Raw genomic sequence first — 15398 nt, forward strand, 5'->3', positions numbered from 1 at the left:
CGGGCATTTCTGCGCCAGGGTAGTGGCGAAAGACTTAAAGTGTGTGATCGCAGAAAAGAAAAACCCCGGCCTGGGCCGGGGTTTGTCATCACTCGTCGAGGAAGGAGCGCAAATGCTCGCTTCGCGTCGGGTGGCGCAGCTTGCGCAGCGCCTTGGCTTCAATCTGACGGATCCGTTCACGGGTCACGTCGAACTGTTTGCCGACCTCTTCGAGGGTGTGATCGGTGTTCATGTCGATACCGAAACGCATGCGCAGCACTTTGGCCTCGCGTGCGGTCAGACCGGAGAGCACATCACGGGTCGCTTCCTTGAGGCTTTCGACCGTGGCGACATCGATTGGCGACTGCATGGTCGAGTCTTCGATGAAGTCACCCAGGTGCGAATCTTCGTCATCGCCGATCGGGGTTTCCATGGAGATCGGCTCTTTGGCGATCTTCAATACCTTGCGGATTTTGTCCTCAGGCATTTCCATGCGCTCACCCAGCTCTTCCGGGGTCGGTTCGCGACCCATTTCCTGCAGCATCTGCCGGGAAATACGGTTGAGCTTGTTGATCGTCTCGATCATGTGCACCGGAATACGGATGGTGCGGGCCTGGTCGGCGATCGAACGGGTGATCGCCTGGCGAATCCACCAGGTGGCATAGGTCGAGAACTTGTAACCACGACGGTATTCGAACTTGTCCACCGCCTTCATCAGGCCGATGTTGCCTTCCTGAATCAGGTCGAGGAACTGCAGGCCGCGGTTGGTGTACTTCTTGGCGATCGAGATAACCAGACGCAGGTTGGCCTCAACCATCTCTTTCTTCGCCCGGCGAGCCTTGGCTTCACCGATCGACATGCGACGGTTGATGTCCTTGATCTCGGCGATGGTCAGGCCGGTTTCGTCCTGCAGGTCGATCAGCTTTTGCTGGCAAGCGACGATGGCGTCGCTTTTCTCGCCCAGTGCAGCAGCCCACTTGGTGCTGCGCTTGGAAAGATCGCTGGCCCAGGTCTGGTCGACTTCGTTGCTCGGGAACAGGCGCAGGAAGTCGGCGCGTGGCATGCGTGCGTCACGGACACACAGTTGCATGATGGCGCGTTCTTGCTGACGCAGACGATCCAGGGCCCCACGAACGCGTTCGACCAGTACTTCGAACTGCTTTGGCACCAGCTTGATCGGCATGAACAGTTCTGCCAGTTCAAGCATCGCCTTGAGGCTGTCCTTGTGCTGGCGGCCGTTCTTTTTCAGCACTTTGAGGGTGGCGTTCAGTTGTTCCTGGACGGCACCAAAGCGCTGTTGGGCAACGACTGGATCGGGACCGCTTTCGGCCTCTTCCTCATCGTCACTGCTTTCTTTCTCTTCGTCTTCTTCGTCGTCAGCCTCGGCCTTGGCCGGTGCTTTCGGATCGACAGGCGGCGGTACTTCGGCCGGCGGGGCGATGCCGTCGTCCGGGTCGATGTAGCCACTGAGAACATCCGACAGGCGGCCGCCTTCGGCGGTTACCCGGTCGTATTCGCTGAGAATGTATTCGACAGTACCCGGGAAGTGAGCGATAGCGCCCATGACTTCGCGAATACCTTCTTCGATACGCTTGGCGATTTCGATCTCGCCTTCGCGGGTCAGCAGCTCGACGGTACCCATTTCACGCATGTACATGCGCACTGGGTCAGTCGTGCGACCGATATCGGTTTCCACAGCCGCCAACGCTGCGGCGGCTTCTTCAGCTGCGGCTTCGTCGGTATCGGCTTCGGCCAACAAAAGGGCATCCGCATCCGGAGCACTCTCGAATACGTTGATCCCCATGTCGTTGATCATGCGGATGATGTCTTCCACCTGCTCCGGATCTGAAATATCCTCTGGCAGGTGGTCGTTGACCTCCGCGTAAGTCAGGTAGCCCTGCTCACGACCGCGGGTGATCAACTCTTTGATGCGAGACTGCTGTTGCGCTTTTCCGGACATAACACCCTATCCACTGAAGGTCTTGGCGGGCAAAAAACAAGCCGAGGATTATACCCGAGCTAGGACCTCACGCGCCAGTTGAGGTCGGGGTTTGTGCGGGAACATTCCGGCTTAACAGGTCGCGCAGCTGATTTTTTTCCTCTGCGCTCAGTTCACTTTGACGTGCTTTCCTGAGCAAATGTTCCAGGCTTCGCTCGCGTTGGCGAGCGGACAAGCTAGTTATAGTGTCGAAAAACTGTTGTTCAAGGTTGTCGGCATCGATCAGCCATTCCTTTTCTGCCAATGCCCGCAGCAATCGGCCTTGTTCGGTGCCGTGCCAGCGTGCAATCAGCTGTAGTGAGCGTAGCTCAGGATTCTTTTGCAACGCTTCCAGCAGCGCCACCAGCAACTGGGCGTAGACGTGTTCTTCGGCCGCGAAATGGCCGGCATCTTCGACTTTTTTGGCCAGCTGCGGATGGTGCAGTAGGGTGCGCAAAGCGCTCAAGGTCGGGGGTTCCACCGAAGTCGGCACCCGTGGCGGCGCATCCTGGCGTTGACCGTTGCGTTCCCAGGGCTTGCCCTTCTTGTCCCACGGTTTGCCTTCCCATTTCTTCTTGCCGCCCTTGTTCGGCGTCCACTGCTGTTGCGCTGGTGCGTACTCGGGTTGGTGGAAGTCGCCGTAGTCCGGGGTGTAGTCGGGAATGGCGTCGTAATCGATGCCCGGGTCGTAGCTGGGTGGCGCTTCGGTGGGGGCGCTATGGCTCAGTTGCTCGACCTGCTGGTTGTCGAGCCCGGTGATTTCCTTGAGATGATTGCGCATCAGCGTGCGAAGGTTGGCACCGGGCACTTTTTCGATCAACGGTGCTGCCAGGGTGGCCATATGCGCCTTGCCCTCAAGCGAGCGCGGGTCGGCTTCTTCGGTCAACTGCTGGAAAAAGTAGTCGGCCAGAGGTTGGGCATGCTGGTTGATGCGGGCGCGGAACGCGTCAGTGCCTTCGGCGCGGATCAGGGTGTCCGGGTCTTCACCTTCGGGCAGGAACAGGAAACGCGCTTTGCGACCGTCCTGCAGGCTCGAAAGGGTGGCCTCCAGGGCGCGCCAGGCGGCATTGCGGCCAGCCTGGTCGCCGTCGAAGCAGAACAATACGCTGGGAACCACGCGGAACAGGCGCTTGAGGTGCTCTTCGCTGGTGGCGGTACCCAGGGTCGCCACCGCATTGCGCAGGCCTTGCTGGGCCAGGGCAATGACGTCCATGTAACCTTCGACAACGATGATTTCATCGAGGTTGCGGTTGAACTTGCGCGCCTCGTAGAGCCCGTACAGCTCCTGGCCTTTGTGGAACACCGGGGTTTCCGGGGAGTTCAGGTACTTGGGCTTGTCGTCGCCGAGCACCCGGCCGCCAAAGGCGATGACCCGGCCGCGGCTGTCGCGGATCGGAAACATGACCCGGTCACGGAAGCGATCGTAGCGCTTGCCGGACTCGGCGTTCTCGATCAACAGGCCGGCATCGATCATGGCCTTTTGTTGCAGGGTATCGCTGCTCAAATGTTTGAACAGGTTGTCCCAGCCAGGCGGGGCATAGCCGAGACCGAAGTCGCGAGCGATTTCCCCGGACAGGCCGCGGCCCTTGAGGTATTCCACCGCCGAGCGACGGGTCGGATGGCTTTTCAGGGCCTGGCGATAAAATTCGGCAGCCGCTTCCAGCAGGGGGTACAGCGGCGAGTCGGTAGGTTGCCGGGGCTTTTGCCCGCGTCCACCTTCCTCGCGAGGGACTTCCATGCCGGCAGCCTTGGCCAGCTCCTCGACGGCCTGGGGGAAATCCAGGTTGTCGTGGTCCATGATGAAGCCAAGGGCGTTGCCGCCCGCGCCGCAGCCAAAGCAGTAATAGAACTGCTTGTCGGGGCTGACGCTGAAGGACGGGGTTTTTTCCTTGTGGAACGGGCAGCAGGCGGTGAGGTTCTTGCCGGCCTTTTTCAGCTGCACGCGCGAACTCACCACATCGACGATGTCGGTACGGTTGAGGAGGTCGTCGATGAAGCTTTGGGGAATCAGCCCGGCCATGGCACTCTCATCATCAGGCGATAAGCAAGTGTAATCGCTAATGCTGCGGGAACGGCTGCGCGTTCGAGCGATGTCGAATGGCGTAACACAAAATTCGGAAAGACGTGCTCGTCTGTAGCCGGTGAGGGCTCGTCAGTAATGACGTGCACAGCTGGCGTTGAGGCCAGTTCTGACGTTTCAGGCAGGTTGTCCACACTGCAGGGCAATGGGACGCCTCGGACACGAAGGTCTGAGGATCAAACAACTACTGCCGGCAGCCCGGCTTTGGGCCGGGCGAGGCAGAAGCTTGCGACGGACGTCTGTATTAGTACAGACGAACGGCGCGGCGCTGTTCGCGCTGAACTTTCTTGGCGTGACGTTTAACAGCGGCTGCTGCTTTGCGCTTACGCTCAGAAGTCGGCTTCTCGTAAAATTCGCGGCTACGAACTTCAGCCAGAACACCGGCTTTTTCGCAGGAGCGCTTGAAACGACGCAGAGCTACGTCGAAGGGTTCATTCTCTTTAACTTTGACGGCTGGCATCCAGAGCTACCTTCATTCATTACCGGGGGTCAACGAACTCGTGGCAAAACTGTGCACTGGAGAACGTCGGTTTTTAAGGGTTGCGGATGTTAACCCTTAGCCAGCCGGAATGCAAAGCCTCTGATCGAAAACCGCTGGTCGGCACCGGGAGTGGGGACTATCATGCGCGCCTTCGAATTCAGCCTCCACAAGGCGCAGACCCATGCTAGTACTGGGATTGGAAACATCCTGCGACGAAACCGGCGTCGCATTATACGACAGTGAACGCGGCCTTTTGGCCGATGCATTGTTCAGTCAAATCGACCTGCACCGTGCCTATGGCGGCGTGGTGCCGGAGCTCGCCTCGCGCGATCACGTCAAGCGTATGCTGCCGTTGATCCGCCAGGTGCTGGACGAGGCCGACTGTGTCGCTACCGAAATTGATGCCATTGCCTATACCGCCGGCCCCGGGCTGGTCGGCGCGCTGCTGGTAGGGGCGTCCTGCGCCCAGGCCCTGGCGTTTGCCTGGGGTATTCCGGCGTTGGGCGTACATCACATGGAAGGTCATCTGCTCGCGCCGATGCTCGAAGAGCAGCCGCCTGAGTTCCCGTTTGTCGCCTTGCTGGTGTCCGGTGGACATACCCAGCTGGTGCGCGTGGACGGCATTGGCCGTTACCAATTGCTGGGTGAAACCCTTGATGACGCAGCGGGCGAGGCGTTCGACAAGACCGCCAAGCTGATGGGACTGAATTATCCAGGTGGCCCGGAAATCGCCCGTCTTGCGACCCAGGGCGTTCCAGGGCGTTTCGTTTTCCCGCGGCCGATGACCGATCGACCTGGCCTGGATTTCAGCTTCAGCGGCCTCAAGACCTTTGCCTTGAACACCTGGCAGCAGTGCCAGAGTGCTGGAGACGACGGCGAGCAAACCCGTTGCGACGTGTCGCTGGCCTTCCAGCAGGCGGTGGTGGAGACTCTGACCATCAAGTGCAAGCGTGCCCTGAAGCAGACCGGCCTCAAGCGCCTGGTGATCGCCGGTGGTGTCAGTGCCAACAAGGCCCTGCGGACCTCGCTGGAAGACATGCTCGAGGGCATCAAGGGCAATGTGTACTACGCCCGCCCACAGTTCTGCACCGACAATGGCGCCATGATCGCCTATGCCGGTTGCCAGCGGTTGGCTGCTGGGCAGCAGGAAAGCCTGGCGATCAGTGTGCAGGCACGTTGGCCAATGGAACAGCTGGCGCCGCTGTGATGAGCGGCGTTCATGCGTCCGATTCAGAAATGCCGTTCGCGGCCGGCAAAAAGGTCGCGTAGATTGCCGCGGTGACGCCAGACGATCAGCACGGTCAGCACGCTGATTGGCAATAGCGCTTCCGGCTCGCGCCAGGCCAGCAGTGGCAGGGTCAGAGGTGTGGCGATCAGTGCCGCGAGGGAGCTGGTGCGGGTCAGGTAGAAGGTCAGCAGCCAGGCGCAGATGGCCAGCAGTGCTGCTGGCGGGTAGAGCCCCAGTAACAGGCCGGCAGCGGTGGCGACACCTTTGCCGCCGCGAAAGCAGAAGTACACCGGAAACAGGTGGCCGATGACCGCACACACGCCGATCCAGGCCTGTTGTTGCAGGTCAAGGCCGGCAAGATTGGCGACCAGTACGGGCAACAAGCCCTTGCACAGGTCGCCAAGCAGGGTCAGGACCGCCAGCTTGCGGCCGGCCAGACGCAGCATGTTGGTTGCCCCGGCGTTGCCAGAACCGCTCATGCGCGGGTCCGGGCTGCCATTGAGGCGGCTGAGGAGTATGGCAAAGGACAGCGAGCCAAGCAGGTAGGCGAGCAGCGCCAGTAACCAAAACATGCTAACTATTCCGGGCGAGGACGCCTTGATTCTAACGGCGCCAGTCGCCCTTGTCGTGCAGTGGAGAGAAGTGCTTGGACAGAGTGTTCATCGAAGGCCTGGAAGTCGATACCGTCATCGGTGCCTATGACTGGGAGCGTGGCATTCGCCAGTGCCTGCGCCTGGACCTGCGTTTTGCCTGGGACAACCGGCCGGCAGCGGCGGGCGACGACCTGACCCTGGCCCTGGACTATGCCAGTGTGACTGCGCGTATCCAGGCGTTTGCCGAGCAGTCCGAGTTCCAGTTGGTCGAGACCTTTGCCGAGCGCCTGGCCGCGGTGCTGATGAGCGAGTTCCAGATTCCCTGGCTGCAGCTCAAACTGACCAAGCCCGGCGCCGTGTCGGCCGCCACTGGAGTGGGCGTGGAGATCGAGCGCGGATGTCTCTGAACCGGGTTTACCTTGGCCTTGGCAGCAATGTCGAGCGTGAACGGCATTTGACGGCGGGGCTGGATGCGCTGGCCGTTTTTCTGCAGGACATGCAGTGTTCGCCAGTGTTCGAAAGCCAGGCGGTAGGCATCAAAAGCGGCCCGTTCTTCAATCTGGTAGTGACCGGGTTGACCGATATGCCGTTGATGGAGCTGGACCGTCGGCTCAAGTTCATCGAGGCTGACAATGGCCGCTATGCGCCAGAGCGCAAAGGCCTGCCGCTGGATATCGATGTGCTGATGTACAACGATCTGCATGGCAGTTTTGACGGACTGGTGCTGCCCCGCGCCGAGATCCTCAAGAATGCCTTTGTGCTGTGGCCGCTTTCGTTGATTGCCCCTGAGTTGCTGCATCCGGGAGCTGGCAAAACCATGGGCCGGTTGTGGGAAGAGGCGCAGATCGACCAGGTGCTTGCGCCTGTACCCTTTGAGTGGCACGGGCAGCAGTTGACCTGTCTCTGAGCTTTTTCTGGTCCCTGTCGCGGGGCAAGCCCGCTCCCACCGGTTCTGTGGGGGCGGGCTTGCCCCGCGATGCTTTCAGGCGCCGAAGTTGTTCTTGTAGGCCTTCAAGGCTTTCAAGCGCTCGCCCTTGAGCGCCTCTCCCAGCGCTTGCCCGGTCAGCCCTTGCTGCACCAGTGGCTGCACCTGTACTGCCCGCGCTGCCGCCGCCGCACCGCGCAGGTAATCGGCTTGTGGGTACTGCCGCTGCTCCAGCCCCTTGCGTCCCCGGGCGTCCATTTCGCACGCTGCGATGAACTCCTCAAAACGCTGCGGCCGACGATAAACATCGAAGCTTTGCAGCAGTTCAAGCAAGGTCGAGGCCCTGAGCTCCAGAGCGCGGTGGCAGTGCGTGTGGTACTCACCGACCAGTGCCGCCAACTCCTGGCACTCGCGTGGCACCTTGAAGCGCTGGTTGACGGCCTTGATCAGCTTGAGCCCGCGTTGCTCGTGAGCGATGTGCCGCGGCCATTCCTCCTCCGGGGTAAGCCCTTTGCCCAGATCGTGGAGCAGGCAAGCCCAGCGCACACTCAGGGGTTGCTGATGCTGTGCGGCTTGTTCGAGGACCGAGAGGGTGTGGATGCCACTGTCGATTTCCGGGTGGTGGGCCGCAGGTTGCGGTACGCCGAACAGGGCGTCGAGTTCAGGCATCAGCTCCTTGAGAGCGCCACAATCGCGCAGCACCTGAATGAACACCTGGGGTTGATCTTCCATCAGTGCCCGGGCAATTTCTTTCCAGCTGCGCTCGACGGTGAGTGCCTGGAGTTCACCGGATTCGCTGAGCTGGCGCATCAGCTCAATGGTTTGCGGCGCTACCTTGAAACCCATTGCGGCGTAGCGCGCGGCAAAACGGGCGACGCGCAGGACTCGCAAGGGATCTTCGGCGAATGCCGGGGAAACATGGCGCAAAATGCGGGCTTCGAGATCTTTCTGGCCGCCATAAGGATCGCTGACGTTACCCTGCTCATCTTCGGCCATGGCATTGATGGTCAGGTCGCGCCGGATCAGGTCTTCCTCGAGGGTTACCTCGGGGCTGGCGTGAAAGGTGAAGCCACCGTAACCGCGGCCACTCTTGCGCTCGGTGCGCGCCAGGGCGTATTCCTCGCCGCTTTTGGGGTGGATGAACACCGGAAAGTCGGCACCCACGGGCCGATAGCCGAGCGCCTGCATTTGCTCTGCGCTAGCGCCGACCACAACCCAGTCGATATCACTGACCGGCCGGCCGAGCAGGCGGTCGCGTACGGCACCGCCGACTTTGTAGATCTGCATGAAAATCCTCCGTTGATGCCACAGGATACCCTGTCTGGCAGCAACGGAGGGCTGGCTAGAGGTGCACGACCGCCAGGTCCAGGCGCCCGTACTCGGCCTCGCCATGCTCGCCCTTGGGCGGCACGTGGTGGGTTTTCATGATCTGGTCACCCTGCAGGGTTTCCAGGTGGATATCGAAGCCCCAGAGGCGGTGCAGGTGCTTGAGCACCTCCTCGGTCGAGTCGCCTAGCGGCTTGCGATCGTGTTGCTGGTGGCGCAGGGTCAGGGAGCGGTCGCCACGACGGTCGATGCTCCAGATCTGCACGTTGGGTTCGCGGTTGCCCAGGTTGTATTGAGCGGCCAGGGTTTCACGGATGATCCGGTAGCCGCTTTCGTCATGGATGGCCGGTACCAGCAGGTCATCGCGCTGGTCGTCATCGAGGATGCTGAACAGCTTGAGGTCGCGGATCACCGTGGGTGACAGGTATTGCAGGATGAAGCTCTCGTCCTTGAAACTGCTCATGGCGAACTTGATGGTCGACAGCCAGTCGCTGCCGGCGATTTCCGGGAACCAGCGGCGGTCCTCTTCGGTGGGGTGTTCACACATGCGCCGGATGTCCCGGTACATGGCAAAACCCAGGGCGTAGGGGTTGATGCCGCTGTAGTAGGGGCTGTCGAAGCCGGGCTGGAACACCACGCTGGTGTGCGACTGCAGGAACTCCATCATGAAGCCCTCGGTAACCAGGCCTTCGTCGTACAGGTCGTTCATCAGGGTGTAGTGCCAGAAAGTCGCCCAGCCTTCGTTCATTACCTGGGTCTGGCGCTGCGGGTAGAAGTACTGGGCGATCTTGCGCACGATGCGCACGATCTCGCGTTGCCAGGGCTCGAGCAGCGGTGCGTGTTTCTCGATGAAGTAGAGAATGTTCTCCTGGGGCTCGGCCGGAAAGCGCGCGTTGTCACGGTCGCTGTTCTTGTCGGCGCCTTTGGGGATGGTCCGCCACAGGTCGTTGATCTGCTTTTGCAGGTGTTCTTCGCGCTCCTTCTGCCGCCGTCGTTCCTCCTCGGCGGAAATCGGGTAGGGGCGCTTGTAGCGGTCGACACCGTAGTTCATCAGGGCGTGGCAGGAGTCGAGCAGGTCTTCCACCGCATCGATGCCGTGGCGTTCCTCGCACTGGGTGATGTACTGCTTGGCGAACACCAGGTAGTCGATGATCGAGCTGGCATCGGTCCAGGTACGGAACAGGTAATTGCCCTTGAAGAAACTGTTGTGCCCGTAACAGGCGTGAGCAACCACCAGGGCCTGCATGCAGATGGTGTTTTCTTCCATCAGGTAGGCAATGCACGGGTCGGAGTTGATCACGATCTCGTAGGCCAGGCCCATTTGGCCCCGGCTGTAGGACTTCTCGGTGCTGAGGAAGTGTTTGCCGTAGGACCAATGGTGATAGCCCAGAGGCATGCCGACGGACGCGTAGGCATCCATCATCTGCTCGGCGGTGATCACTTCGATCTGGTTGGGGTAGGTGTCCAGGGCATAGCGCTCGGCCAGGCGGCTGATTTCCCGGTCATAGGCCTGGATCAGTTCGAATGTCCATTCAGACCCGGTGGAAATGGGTTGGCGCTTCTGCTCTCTAGCGGTCATGTCACTAACCTGCGCTGGAAGAGTTCACGGAAGACCGGATAGATATCGCCGGCCGACACCAGCTGCTGCTGGGCGAACGTATCGGCAAAGGCTTCGCCGATGCGTTCATATTCGAACCACAATGCCTGATGTTCGCGGGGGGTGATCTCAACGTAAGTGTAGTACTGGACGAACGGCATGATCTGCTTGGTGAGGATTTCGCGGCAGATCGGTGAATCATCGTTCCAGTTGTCGCCGTCAGAGGCTTGGGCGGCATAGATGTTCCATTCATTGGCCGGGTAGCGTTCGGCCATGATTTCCTGCATCAGTTTAAGGGCGCTGGAGACGATGGTGCCGCCGGTTTCCCGGGAGTAGAAGAACTCCTCTTCGTCGACTTCGCGGGCACTGGTGTGGTGGCGGATGAACACCACTTCGATCTTGTCGTAGTTGCGCTTGAGAAACAGGTACAAAAGGATGAAAAAGCGCTTGGCGATGTCTTTGGTGGCCTGGGTCATGGATCCGGAAACGTCCATCAGGCAGAACATCACCGCTTTCGAGCTGGGGTTGGGTTGCTTGATCAGCAAGTTGTATTTGAGGTCGAAGGTGTCGAGGAAAGGTACGCGGTTTATACGTGCGCTCAAACGCTCAATTTCGGCTTCTATTTCCTGAATATCGCCGAAATTGTCTGGTTCTTCCCGTTTAAGTCGCGCCAGTTCCTCTTGCGCTACACGCAGCTTGGCGCGGCTGCTGCCAGACAAGGCGATGCGTCGGGCGTGAGCCGAACGCAGCGTGCGGATGATGTTGATGCGCGACGGGTTGCCTTCGTTGCTGATACCGGCTCGCACGGTCTTGAAGGTGTCAGTGCCGGCCAGATGGCGTTTGACCAGGTTGGGCAACTCCAGGTCCTCGAACATGAATTCGAGAAATTCCTCCTGGGTAATCTGGAAGACGAATTCGTCCATGCCCTCGCCGGAATTGCCGGCCTTGCCTCGCCCACCGCCGCCACCGCCACCCTGTGGCCGGGCGATGTGTTCGCCGGCGGTGAATTCCTTGTTGCCTGGGTGGACCACGGTCTGCTTGCCGCCGCGGCCGTGGTGAAGCACCGGTTCGTCGATATCACGACCGGGAATGCTGATCTGCTCACCATGCTCCATGTCGGTAATGGAGCGGCGACTTACGGCCTCCTCGACGGCTTTCTTGATGTGGTCACGGTAACGCCGCAGGAAACGCTGGCGGTTGACCGTGCTCTTGTTCTTGCCGTTCAGGCGTCGGTCGATCACATAGCTCATAGGCCCCTCCGGGGAGCTGAAGACTCAAGCTTCAAGCCGCAAGCCGGGCCAGGCGGCTGACAAGAGCCTGGCGCAGAGCTTGCGGCTTGCCACTTACAGCTCGGTCACTGCGATTTTCTGACCCGCAGGTACCATTCCGAGAGCAGCCGAACTTGCTTGTCTGTGTAGCCGCGTTCCACCATTCGAGTGACGAAGTCGTTGTGTTTCTGTTGATCCTCTTTGCTCGCCTTGGCGTTGAAGCTGATGACCGGTAGCAGGTCTTCGGTGTTGGAGAACATTTTCTTCTCGATCACTACCCGCAGTTTTTCGTAGCTGAGCCAGGTCGGGTTCTTGCCGTTGTTGTTGGCCCGGGCGCGCAACACGAAGTTGACGATCTCGTTGCGGAAATCCTTCGGATTGCTGATGCCCGCCGGTTTCTCGATTTTTTCCAGCTCTTCGTTGAGGGCGATGCGGTTGAGAATTTCGCCGGTTTCCGGGTCGCGGTACTCCTGGTCCTGGATCCAGAAGTCGGCGTACAGCACGTAGCGGTCGAAGATGTTCTGTCCGTACTCGCTGTAGGACTCCAGGTAAGCCGTCTGGATTTCCTTGCCGATGAACTCGATGTAACGCGGTGCCAGGTACTCTTTCAGGTAGCGCAGGTAGCGCTCGCGCACTTCGGCCGGGAACTGTTCCTGTTCGATCTGCTGCTCCAGCACGTAGAGCAAGTGCACCGGGTTGGCAGCGATCTCGTGAGGATCGAAGTTGAACACCTTCGACAGGATCTTGAAGGCGAAGCGGGTCGACAGGCCGTTCATGCCTTCGTCCACCCCGGCAGCGTCGCGGTATTCCTGGATCGATTTGGCTTTGGGGTCGGTGTCTTTGAGATTTTCGCCGTCGTAGACGCGCATCTTCGAATAGATGTTCGAGTTTTCCGGCTCTTTGAGTCGCGACAGCACGGTGAACTGGGCGAGCATCTTCAGGGTGTCAGGTGCGCAATGGGCCTTGGCCAGCGAGCTGTTGAACAGCAGTTTGTCGTAGATCTTGATCTCGTCGCTGACCCGCAGGCAGTAAGGCACCTTGACGATGTAGATCCGGTCGATGAACGCTTCGTTGTTCTTGTTGTTGCGGAAGCTGTGCCATTCCGATTCGTTGGAGTGGGCCAGCAGGATCCCGGAATAGGGGATCGAACCAAGGCCTTCGGTACTGTTGTAGTTACCTTCCTGGGTGGCAGTCAGCAGCGGGTGCAGAACCTTGATGGGCGCCTTGAACATCTCGACGAATTCCATCAGGCCCTGGTTGGCCCGGCACAGTGCGCCCGAGTAGCTGTAGGCGTCGGCGTCGTTCTGTGGGTATTCCTCGAGTTTGCGGATATCGACCTTACCGACCAGGGCGGAAATATCCTGGTTGTTCTCGTCACCCGGTTCGGTTTTGGCGATGGCGATCTGGTTGAGGATCGACGGGTACAGTTTGACCACCTTGAACTGGCTGATGTCGCCCCCGAACTCGGCCAGTCGCTTGGTCGCCCAGGGCGACATGATGGTATTCAGGTAACGCCGCGGAATACCGAAGTCTTCTTCGAGAATCGCACCGTCTTCCGTGGCGTTGAACAGCCCCAGAGGCGACTCGAAGACCGGTGAGCCCTTGATGGCATAGAAGGGCACCTTCTCCATCAGTTGCTTCAGTTTTTCGGCCAGGGAGGACTTGCCGCCACCCACGGGGCCGAGCAGGTAGAGGATCTGTTTCTTTTCTTCCAGGCCCTGAGCGGCATGGCGGAAGTAGGAGACGATCTGATCGATGCACTCCTCCATGCCATGGAAGTCCTCAAAGGACGGATAACGGCGGATCACCTTGTTGGAGAAGATTCGCGACAGCCTTGAGTTGTTCGAGGTGTCGACCAGTTCCGGCTCGCCGATGGCCATCAACAGGCGTTCAGCCGCCGACGCGTAAGCACTGCGATCGCTTTTGCAGAGCTCAAGGTACTCTTGCAGCGAAAACTCTTCCTGACGGGTGGACTCGAAACGTTGTTGGAAGTGGCTAAAAATACTCATGACGTCACCTCGCTCGATACGTGGAGCCGACGCCGGATCAGTCAGCTGATGCTGGCATGCAATCGACGAGTGCCGATTGCTGTATACCCCCCAGAACACCTAGAACTCGCTACCGATGACCCGCACGCCGGTGTACCGGCTCTCCCCTTTTTGGATGGCCTGGGCTTAAGGATAGTTCGTAATCGGGGAGGTCAAGGGTGGTTGCGCATGAAGTTCGCCATGACCGTTCGTCTGGTCAGGCGCGAGCCCGCACAGGACGCGGGCTGCGGCAGGTGAAAAAAATTATTCGGCAGTGCCTTGAGCAGTTTCTGCCGGGTACGTGCCACGCCACAGCTCAAAGCCACCGTCGAGGCTGTAGACGTCGGAAAAGCCCTGGCTGACCAGATAGGCCGCAGCGCTCTGGCTGGAGTTGCCGTGATAGCAGACCACCACAGTGGGGGCGTCGAGGTCGGCGCCGCGGATGAAGTCTGCCACCGAATGGTTGTCCAGATGCCTGGAACCGCTGATGTGGCCGAGGGCATAGGTTTGCGGGTCGCGAATATCGACCACGACCGCACCTTGCTCGCGCAGCGCCTGAGCCTGCTCGGGAGGGATGCGTTTGAATTCGCTCATGGGTACGGTTTCCTTCAGGACTGGTCGCTTATTCTAGCGGGTTGTGCTGGCGCGGGTAGAGGGCGCGGTGTGCCTTCGTCGGTGCAATCGCAGCGATGCAATTGGCCGTTATCGACGTTGTACAGGGTCATTGCACCGCCCCAGACGCAGCCGGTGTCCAGGGCAATCACACCTGGCTCCTTGCAGCGGCCTTCAAGCGCCGCCCAGTGGCCAAAGATGATCTTCACATGCCGTGAGCGCCGCCCTTTATGGGCGAACCACGGCTTGTAGCCCGGCGGGGCGGTCTCGACACCTTCTTTGCCCTTGAGGTCGAGCTTGCCTTCACTGGTGCAAAAGCGCATGCGGGTGAAGTAGTTGGTGATCACCCGCAGGCGGGTTACGCCACTGAGATCCTTGCTCCACTTGTTCGGCTCATTGCCGTACATGCCGTCCAGGTAGGGCTTGAGGCGGTTGTCGTCGCGCAGCACTTCCTCGACCTCGCTCGCCAGCTCCAGCGCCTTGCCCAGGGTCCACTGCGGTGGAATGCCAGCATGGACCAGGACTACGCCACGCTGCTCGTCGTAGTGCAGCAGTTTTTGCCGTCGCAACCAGTCAAGCAGTTCGTCAGCGTCCGGCGCCTGGAGAATCTCGAGCAGGGTGTCGCTCTTTTTCAGGCGCTCGATGTTGTGCCAGGCCGCCAGCAGGTGAAGGTCGTGGTTGCCCAGCACACACACCAGTGAGTCGCGGATGGAGTACAGGAAGCGCAGGGTTTCCAACGACTCCGGGCCACGGTTGACCAGGTCACCCACCAGCCACAGACGGTCGACGGCGGGGTTGAAGTTGACCCGCTCAAGCAGGCACTTGAGCGGTTGCAGGCACCCTTGCAAGTCACCTACTGCGTACACCGCCATTAGTGCAGGGCTCCGGGAACGGCCAGGCGGAACGGGGCGATGATGGCCTCGAAGCGTTTACCGTCTTCGGCGAACATCTGGTAGCTGCCCTGCATGGTGCCGACCTGGGTGCTGATCACTGCGCCACTGCTGTAGGTATGGCTCTTGCCGGGTTCGATCAGCGGTTGCTGACCGATCACGCCGGCGCCCTTTACCTCTTCGACCTGACCATCGCCATTGGTGATCAGCCAGTGACGCGACATCAGTTTGGCCGGCACCGATCCATTGTTCTGCACGGTAATGGTATAGGCGAAGGCGAAACGCTCGTTTTCGGGGTCGGATTGTTCTTTGAGAAAGCGGGTCACGACGCTGACGTCGATCTGGTAGCGGGGATCAGACATGCAAGGGGCCTTGGAAGCAGACGCGGATACGGCAATTGCGTCCAGTCTAGGC

14 protein-coding genes are annotated in these 15398 nt (G+C 60.0%); 3 read left to right on the plus strand and 11 right to left on the minus strand.

Annotated features, from left to right (window positions below):
- Nucleotides 1-88: 88 nt before the first annotated feature.
- The 3 genes from rpoD to rpsU all read right to left on the minus strand — a co-directional run bounded on the left by rpoD (nt 89) and on the right by rpsU (nt 4497).
- Nucleotides 89-1939, minus strand: a complete 1851-nt coding sequence (rpoD, locus tag PSAKL28_RS02175) for an RNA polymerase sigma factor RpoD (RefSeq protein WP_038606008.1) — start codon at nt 1937-1939, stop codon at nt 89-91.
- Between the two features lie 67 nt (nt 1940-2006).
- Entirely contained in the window at nt 2007-3977 is a 1971-nt protein-coding gene (gene dnaG, locus PSAKL28_RS02180; protein WP_038606011.1) for a DNA primase, read from the minus strand.
- Between the two features lie 304 nt (nt 3978-4281).
- A complete protein-coding gene (rpsU, locus tag PSAKL28_RS02185) occupies nt 4282-4497 on the minus strand; it encodes a 30S ribosomal protein S21 (RefSeq protein ID WP_002551877.1) in 216 nt (71 codons plus the stop codon).
- Nucleotides 4498-4699: 202 nt separating this feature from the next.
- Here rpsU and tsaD point away from each other — a divergent pair, with 202 nt between their 5' ends.
- Nucleotides 4700-5725 carry a tRNA (adenosine(37)-N6)-threonylcarbamoyltransferase complex transferase subunit TsaD gene (gene tsaD, locus PSAKL28_RS02190; protein ID WP_038606013.1) on the plus strand — a complete coding sequence of 342 codons (1026 nt, stop codon included), beginning with the start codon at nt 4700-4702 and terminating at the stop codon, nt 5723-5725.
- Nucleotides 5726-5748: 23 nt separating this feature from the next.
- Here tsaD and plsY read toward each other — a convergent pair whose 3' ends face one another.
- Nucleotides 5749-6318: a glycerol-3-phosphate 1-O-acyltransferase PlsY gene (gene plsY / locus PSAKL28_RS02195; RefSeq protein WP_038606016.1), complete on the minus strand. Its 570-nt coding sequence runs from the start codon at nt 6316-6318 to the stop codon at nt 5749-5751.
- A 74-nt stretch (nt 6319-6392) separates the two neighbouring features.
- On the opposite strand from plsY, the gene folB reads away from it, so the two are divergent.
- Together folB and folK are read left to right on the plus strand one after the other, a co-directional pair.
- On the plus strand, nt 6393-6746 hold the full coding sequence (gene folB, locus PSAKL28_RS02200; RefSeq protein ID WP_038606019.1) for a dihydroneopterin aldolase: 354 nt from the start codon (nt 6393-6395) through the stop codon (nt 6744-6746).
- On the plus strand, nt 6737-7246 hold the full coding sequence (folK, locus tag PSAKL28_RS02205) for a 2-amino-4-hydroxy-6-hydroxymethyldihydropteridine diphosphokinase (protein ID WP_038606021.1): 510 nt from the start codon (nt 6737-6739) through the stop codon (nt 7244-7246). The genes folB and folK overlap by 10 nt, the downstream gene beginning before the upstream one ends.
- Before the next feature lie 75 nt (nt 7247-7321).
- On the opposite strand, the gene PSAKL28_RS02210 is transcribed toward folK, so the two are convergent.
- The 7 genes from PSAKL28_RS02210 to apaG all read right to left on the minus strand — a co-directional run bounded on the left by PSAKL28_RS02210 (nt 7322) and on the right by apaG (nt 15346).
- Nucleotides 7322-8551, minus strand: a complete 1230-nt coding sequence (locus tag PSAKL28_RS02210; RefSeq protein WP_038606023.1) for a multifunctional CCA addition/repair protein — start codon at nt 8549-8551, stop codon at nt 7322-7324.
- A 55-nt stretch (nt 8552-8606) separates the two neighbouring features.
- Entirely contained in the window at nt 8607-10169 is a 1563-nt protein-coding gene (locus PSAKL28_RS02215; protein WP_038606026.1) for a SpoVR family protein, read from the minus strand.
- Nucleotides 10166-11437 (minus strand): YeaH/YhbH family protein, encoded by a 1272-nt coding sequence (locus tag PSAKL28_RS02220; RefSeq protein ID WP_038606029.1) that lies wholly within the window; start codon nt 11435-11437, stop codon nt 10166-10168. The genes PSAKL28_RS02215 and PSAKL28_RS02220 overlap by 4 nt, the downstream gene beginning before the upstream one ends.
- 104 nt (nt 11438-11541) lie before the next feature.
- The gene (locus tag PSAKL28_RS02225) at nt 11542-13464 is read right to left on the minus strand and encodes a PrkA family serine protein kinase (RefSeq protein ID WP_038606031.1); all 1923 of its coding nucleotides are present in this window, start codon (nt 13462-13464) and stop codon (nt 11542-11544) included.
- 282 nt (nt 13465-13746) lie between these two features.
- Nucleotides 13747-14076: a thiosulfate sulfurtransferase GlpE gene (gene glpE / locus PSAKL28_RS02230; RefSeq protein ID WP_038606033.1), complete on the minus strand. Its 330-nt coding sequence runs from the start codon at nt 14074-14076 to the stop codon at nt 13747-13749.
- A gap of 14 nt (nt 14077-14090) precedes the next feature.
- Nucleotides 14091-14966 carry a symmetrical bis(5'-nucleosyl)-tetraphosphatase gene (locus PSAKL28_RS02235; RefSeq protein ID WP_038606036.1) on the minus strand — a complete coding sequence of 292 codons (876 nt, stop codon included), beginning with the start codon at nt 14964-14966 and terminating at the stop codon, nt 14091-14093.
- The gene (gene apaG / locus PSAKL28_RS02240) at nt 14966-15346 is read right to left on the minus strand and encodes a Co2+/Mg2+ efflux facilitator ApaG/CorD (RefSeq protein WP_038606039.1); all 381 of its coding nucleotides are present in this window, start codon (nt 15344-15346) and stop codon (nt 14966-14968) included. Before apaG ends, PSAKL28_RS02235 begins: the two co-directional genes overlap by 1 nt.
- Between the last annotated feature and the right edge of the window lie 52 nt (nt 15347-15398).

It is taken from the genome of Pseudomonas alkylphenolica, assembly GCF_000746525.1.
Lineage (GTDB): Bacteria > Pseudomonadota > Gammaproteobacteria > Pseudomonadales > Pseudomonadaceae > Aquipseudomonas > Aquipseudomonas alkylphenolica.

Bases quoted from the DNA above. Each gene is read 5' to 3' on its own strand.
- PSAKL28_RS02225 (WP_038606031.1), bottom strand. From the start codon at position 13,464: ATGAGTATTTTTAGCCACTTCCAACAACGTTTCGAGTCCACCCGTCAG.
- glpE (WP_038606033.1), bottom strand. From the start codon at position 14,076: ATGAGCGAATTCAAACGCATCCCTCCCGAGCAGGCTCAGGCGCTGCGC.
- rpsU (WP_002551877.1), bottom strand. From the start codon at position 4,497: ATGCCAGCCGTCAAAGTTAAAGAGAATGAACCCTTCGACGTAGCTCTG.
- PSAKL28_RS02210 (WP_038606023.1), bottom strand. From the start codon at position 8,551: ATGCAGATCTACAAAGTCGGCGGTGCCGTACGCGACCGCCTGCTCGGC.
- apaG (WP_038606039.1), bottom strand. From the start codon at position 15,346: ATGTCTGATCCCCGCTACCAGATCGACGTCAGCGTCGTGACCCGCTTT.
- tsaD (WP_038606013.1), top strand. From the start codon at position 4,700: ATGCTAGTACTGGGATTGGAAACATCCTGCGACGAAACCGGCGTCGCA.
- PSAKL28_RS02220 (WP_038606029.1), bottom strand. From the start codon at position 11,437: ATGAGCTATGTGATCGACCGACGCCTGAACGGCAAGAACAAGAGCACG.
- folK (WP_038606021.1), top strand. From the start codon at position 6,737: ATGTCTCTGAACCGGGTTTACCTTGGCCTTGGCAGCAATGTCGAGCGT.
- PSAKL28_RS02235 (WP_038606036.1), bottom strand. From the start codon at position 14,966: ATGGCGGTGTACGCAGTAGGTGACTTGCAAGGGTGCCTGCAACCGCTC.
- rpoD (WP_038606008.1), bottom strand. From the start codon at position 1,939: ATGTCCGGAAAAGCGCAACAGCAGTCTCGCATCAAAGAGTTGATCACC.
- plsY (WP_038606016.1), bottom strand. From the start codon at position 6,318: ATGTTTTGGTTACTGGCGCTGCTCGCCTACCTGCTTGGCTCGCTGTCC.
- PSAKL28_RS02215 (WP_038606026.1), bottom strand. From the start codon at position 10,169: ATGACCGCTAGAGAGCAGAAGCGCCAACCCATTTCCACCGGGTCTGAA.
- dnaG (WP_038606011.1), bottom strand. From the start codon at position 3,977: ATGGCCGGGCTGATTCCCCAAAGCTTCATCGACGACCTCCTCAACCGT.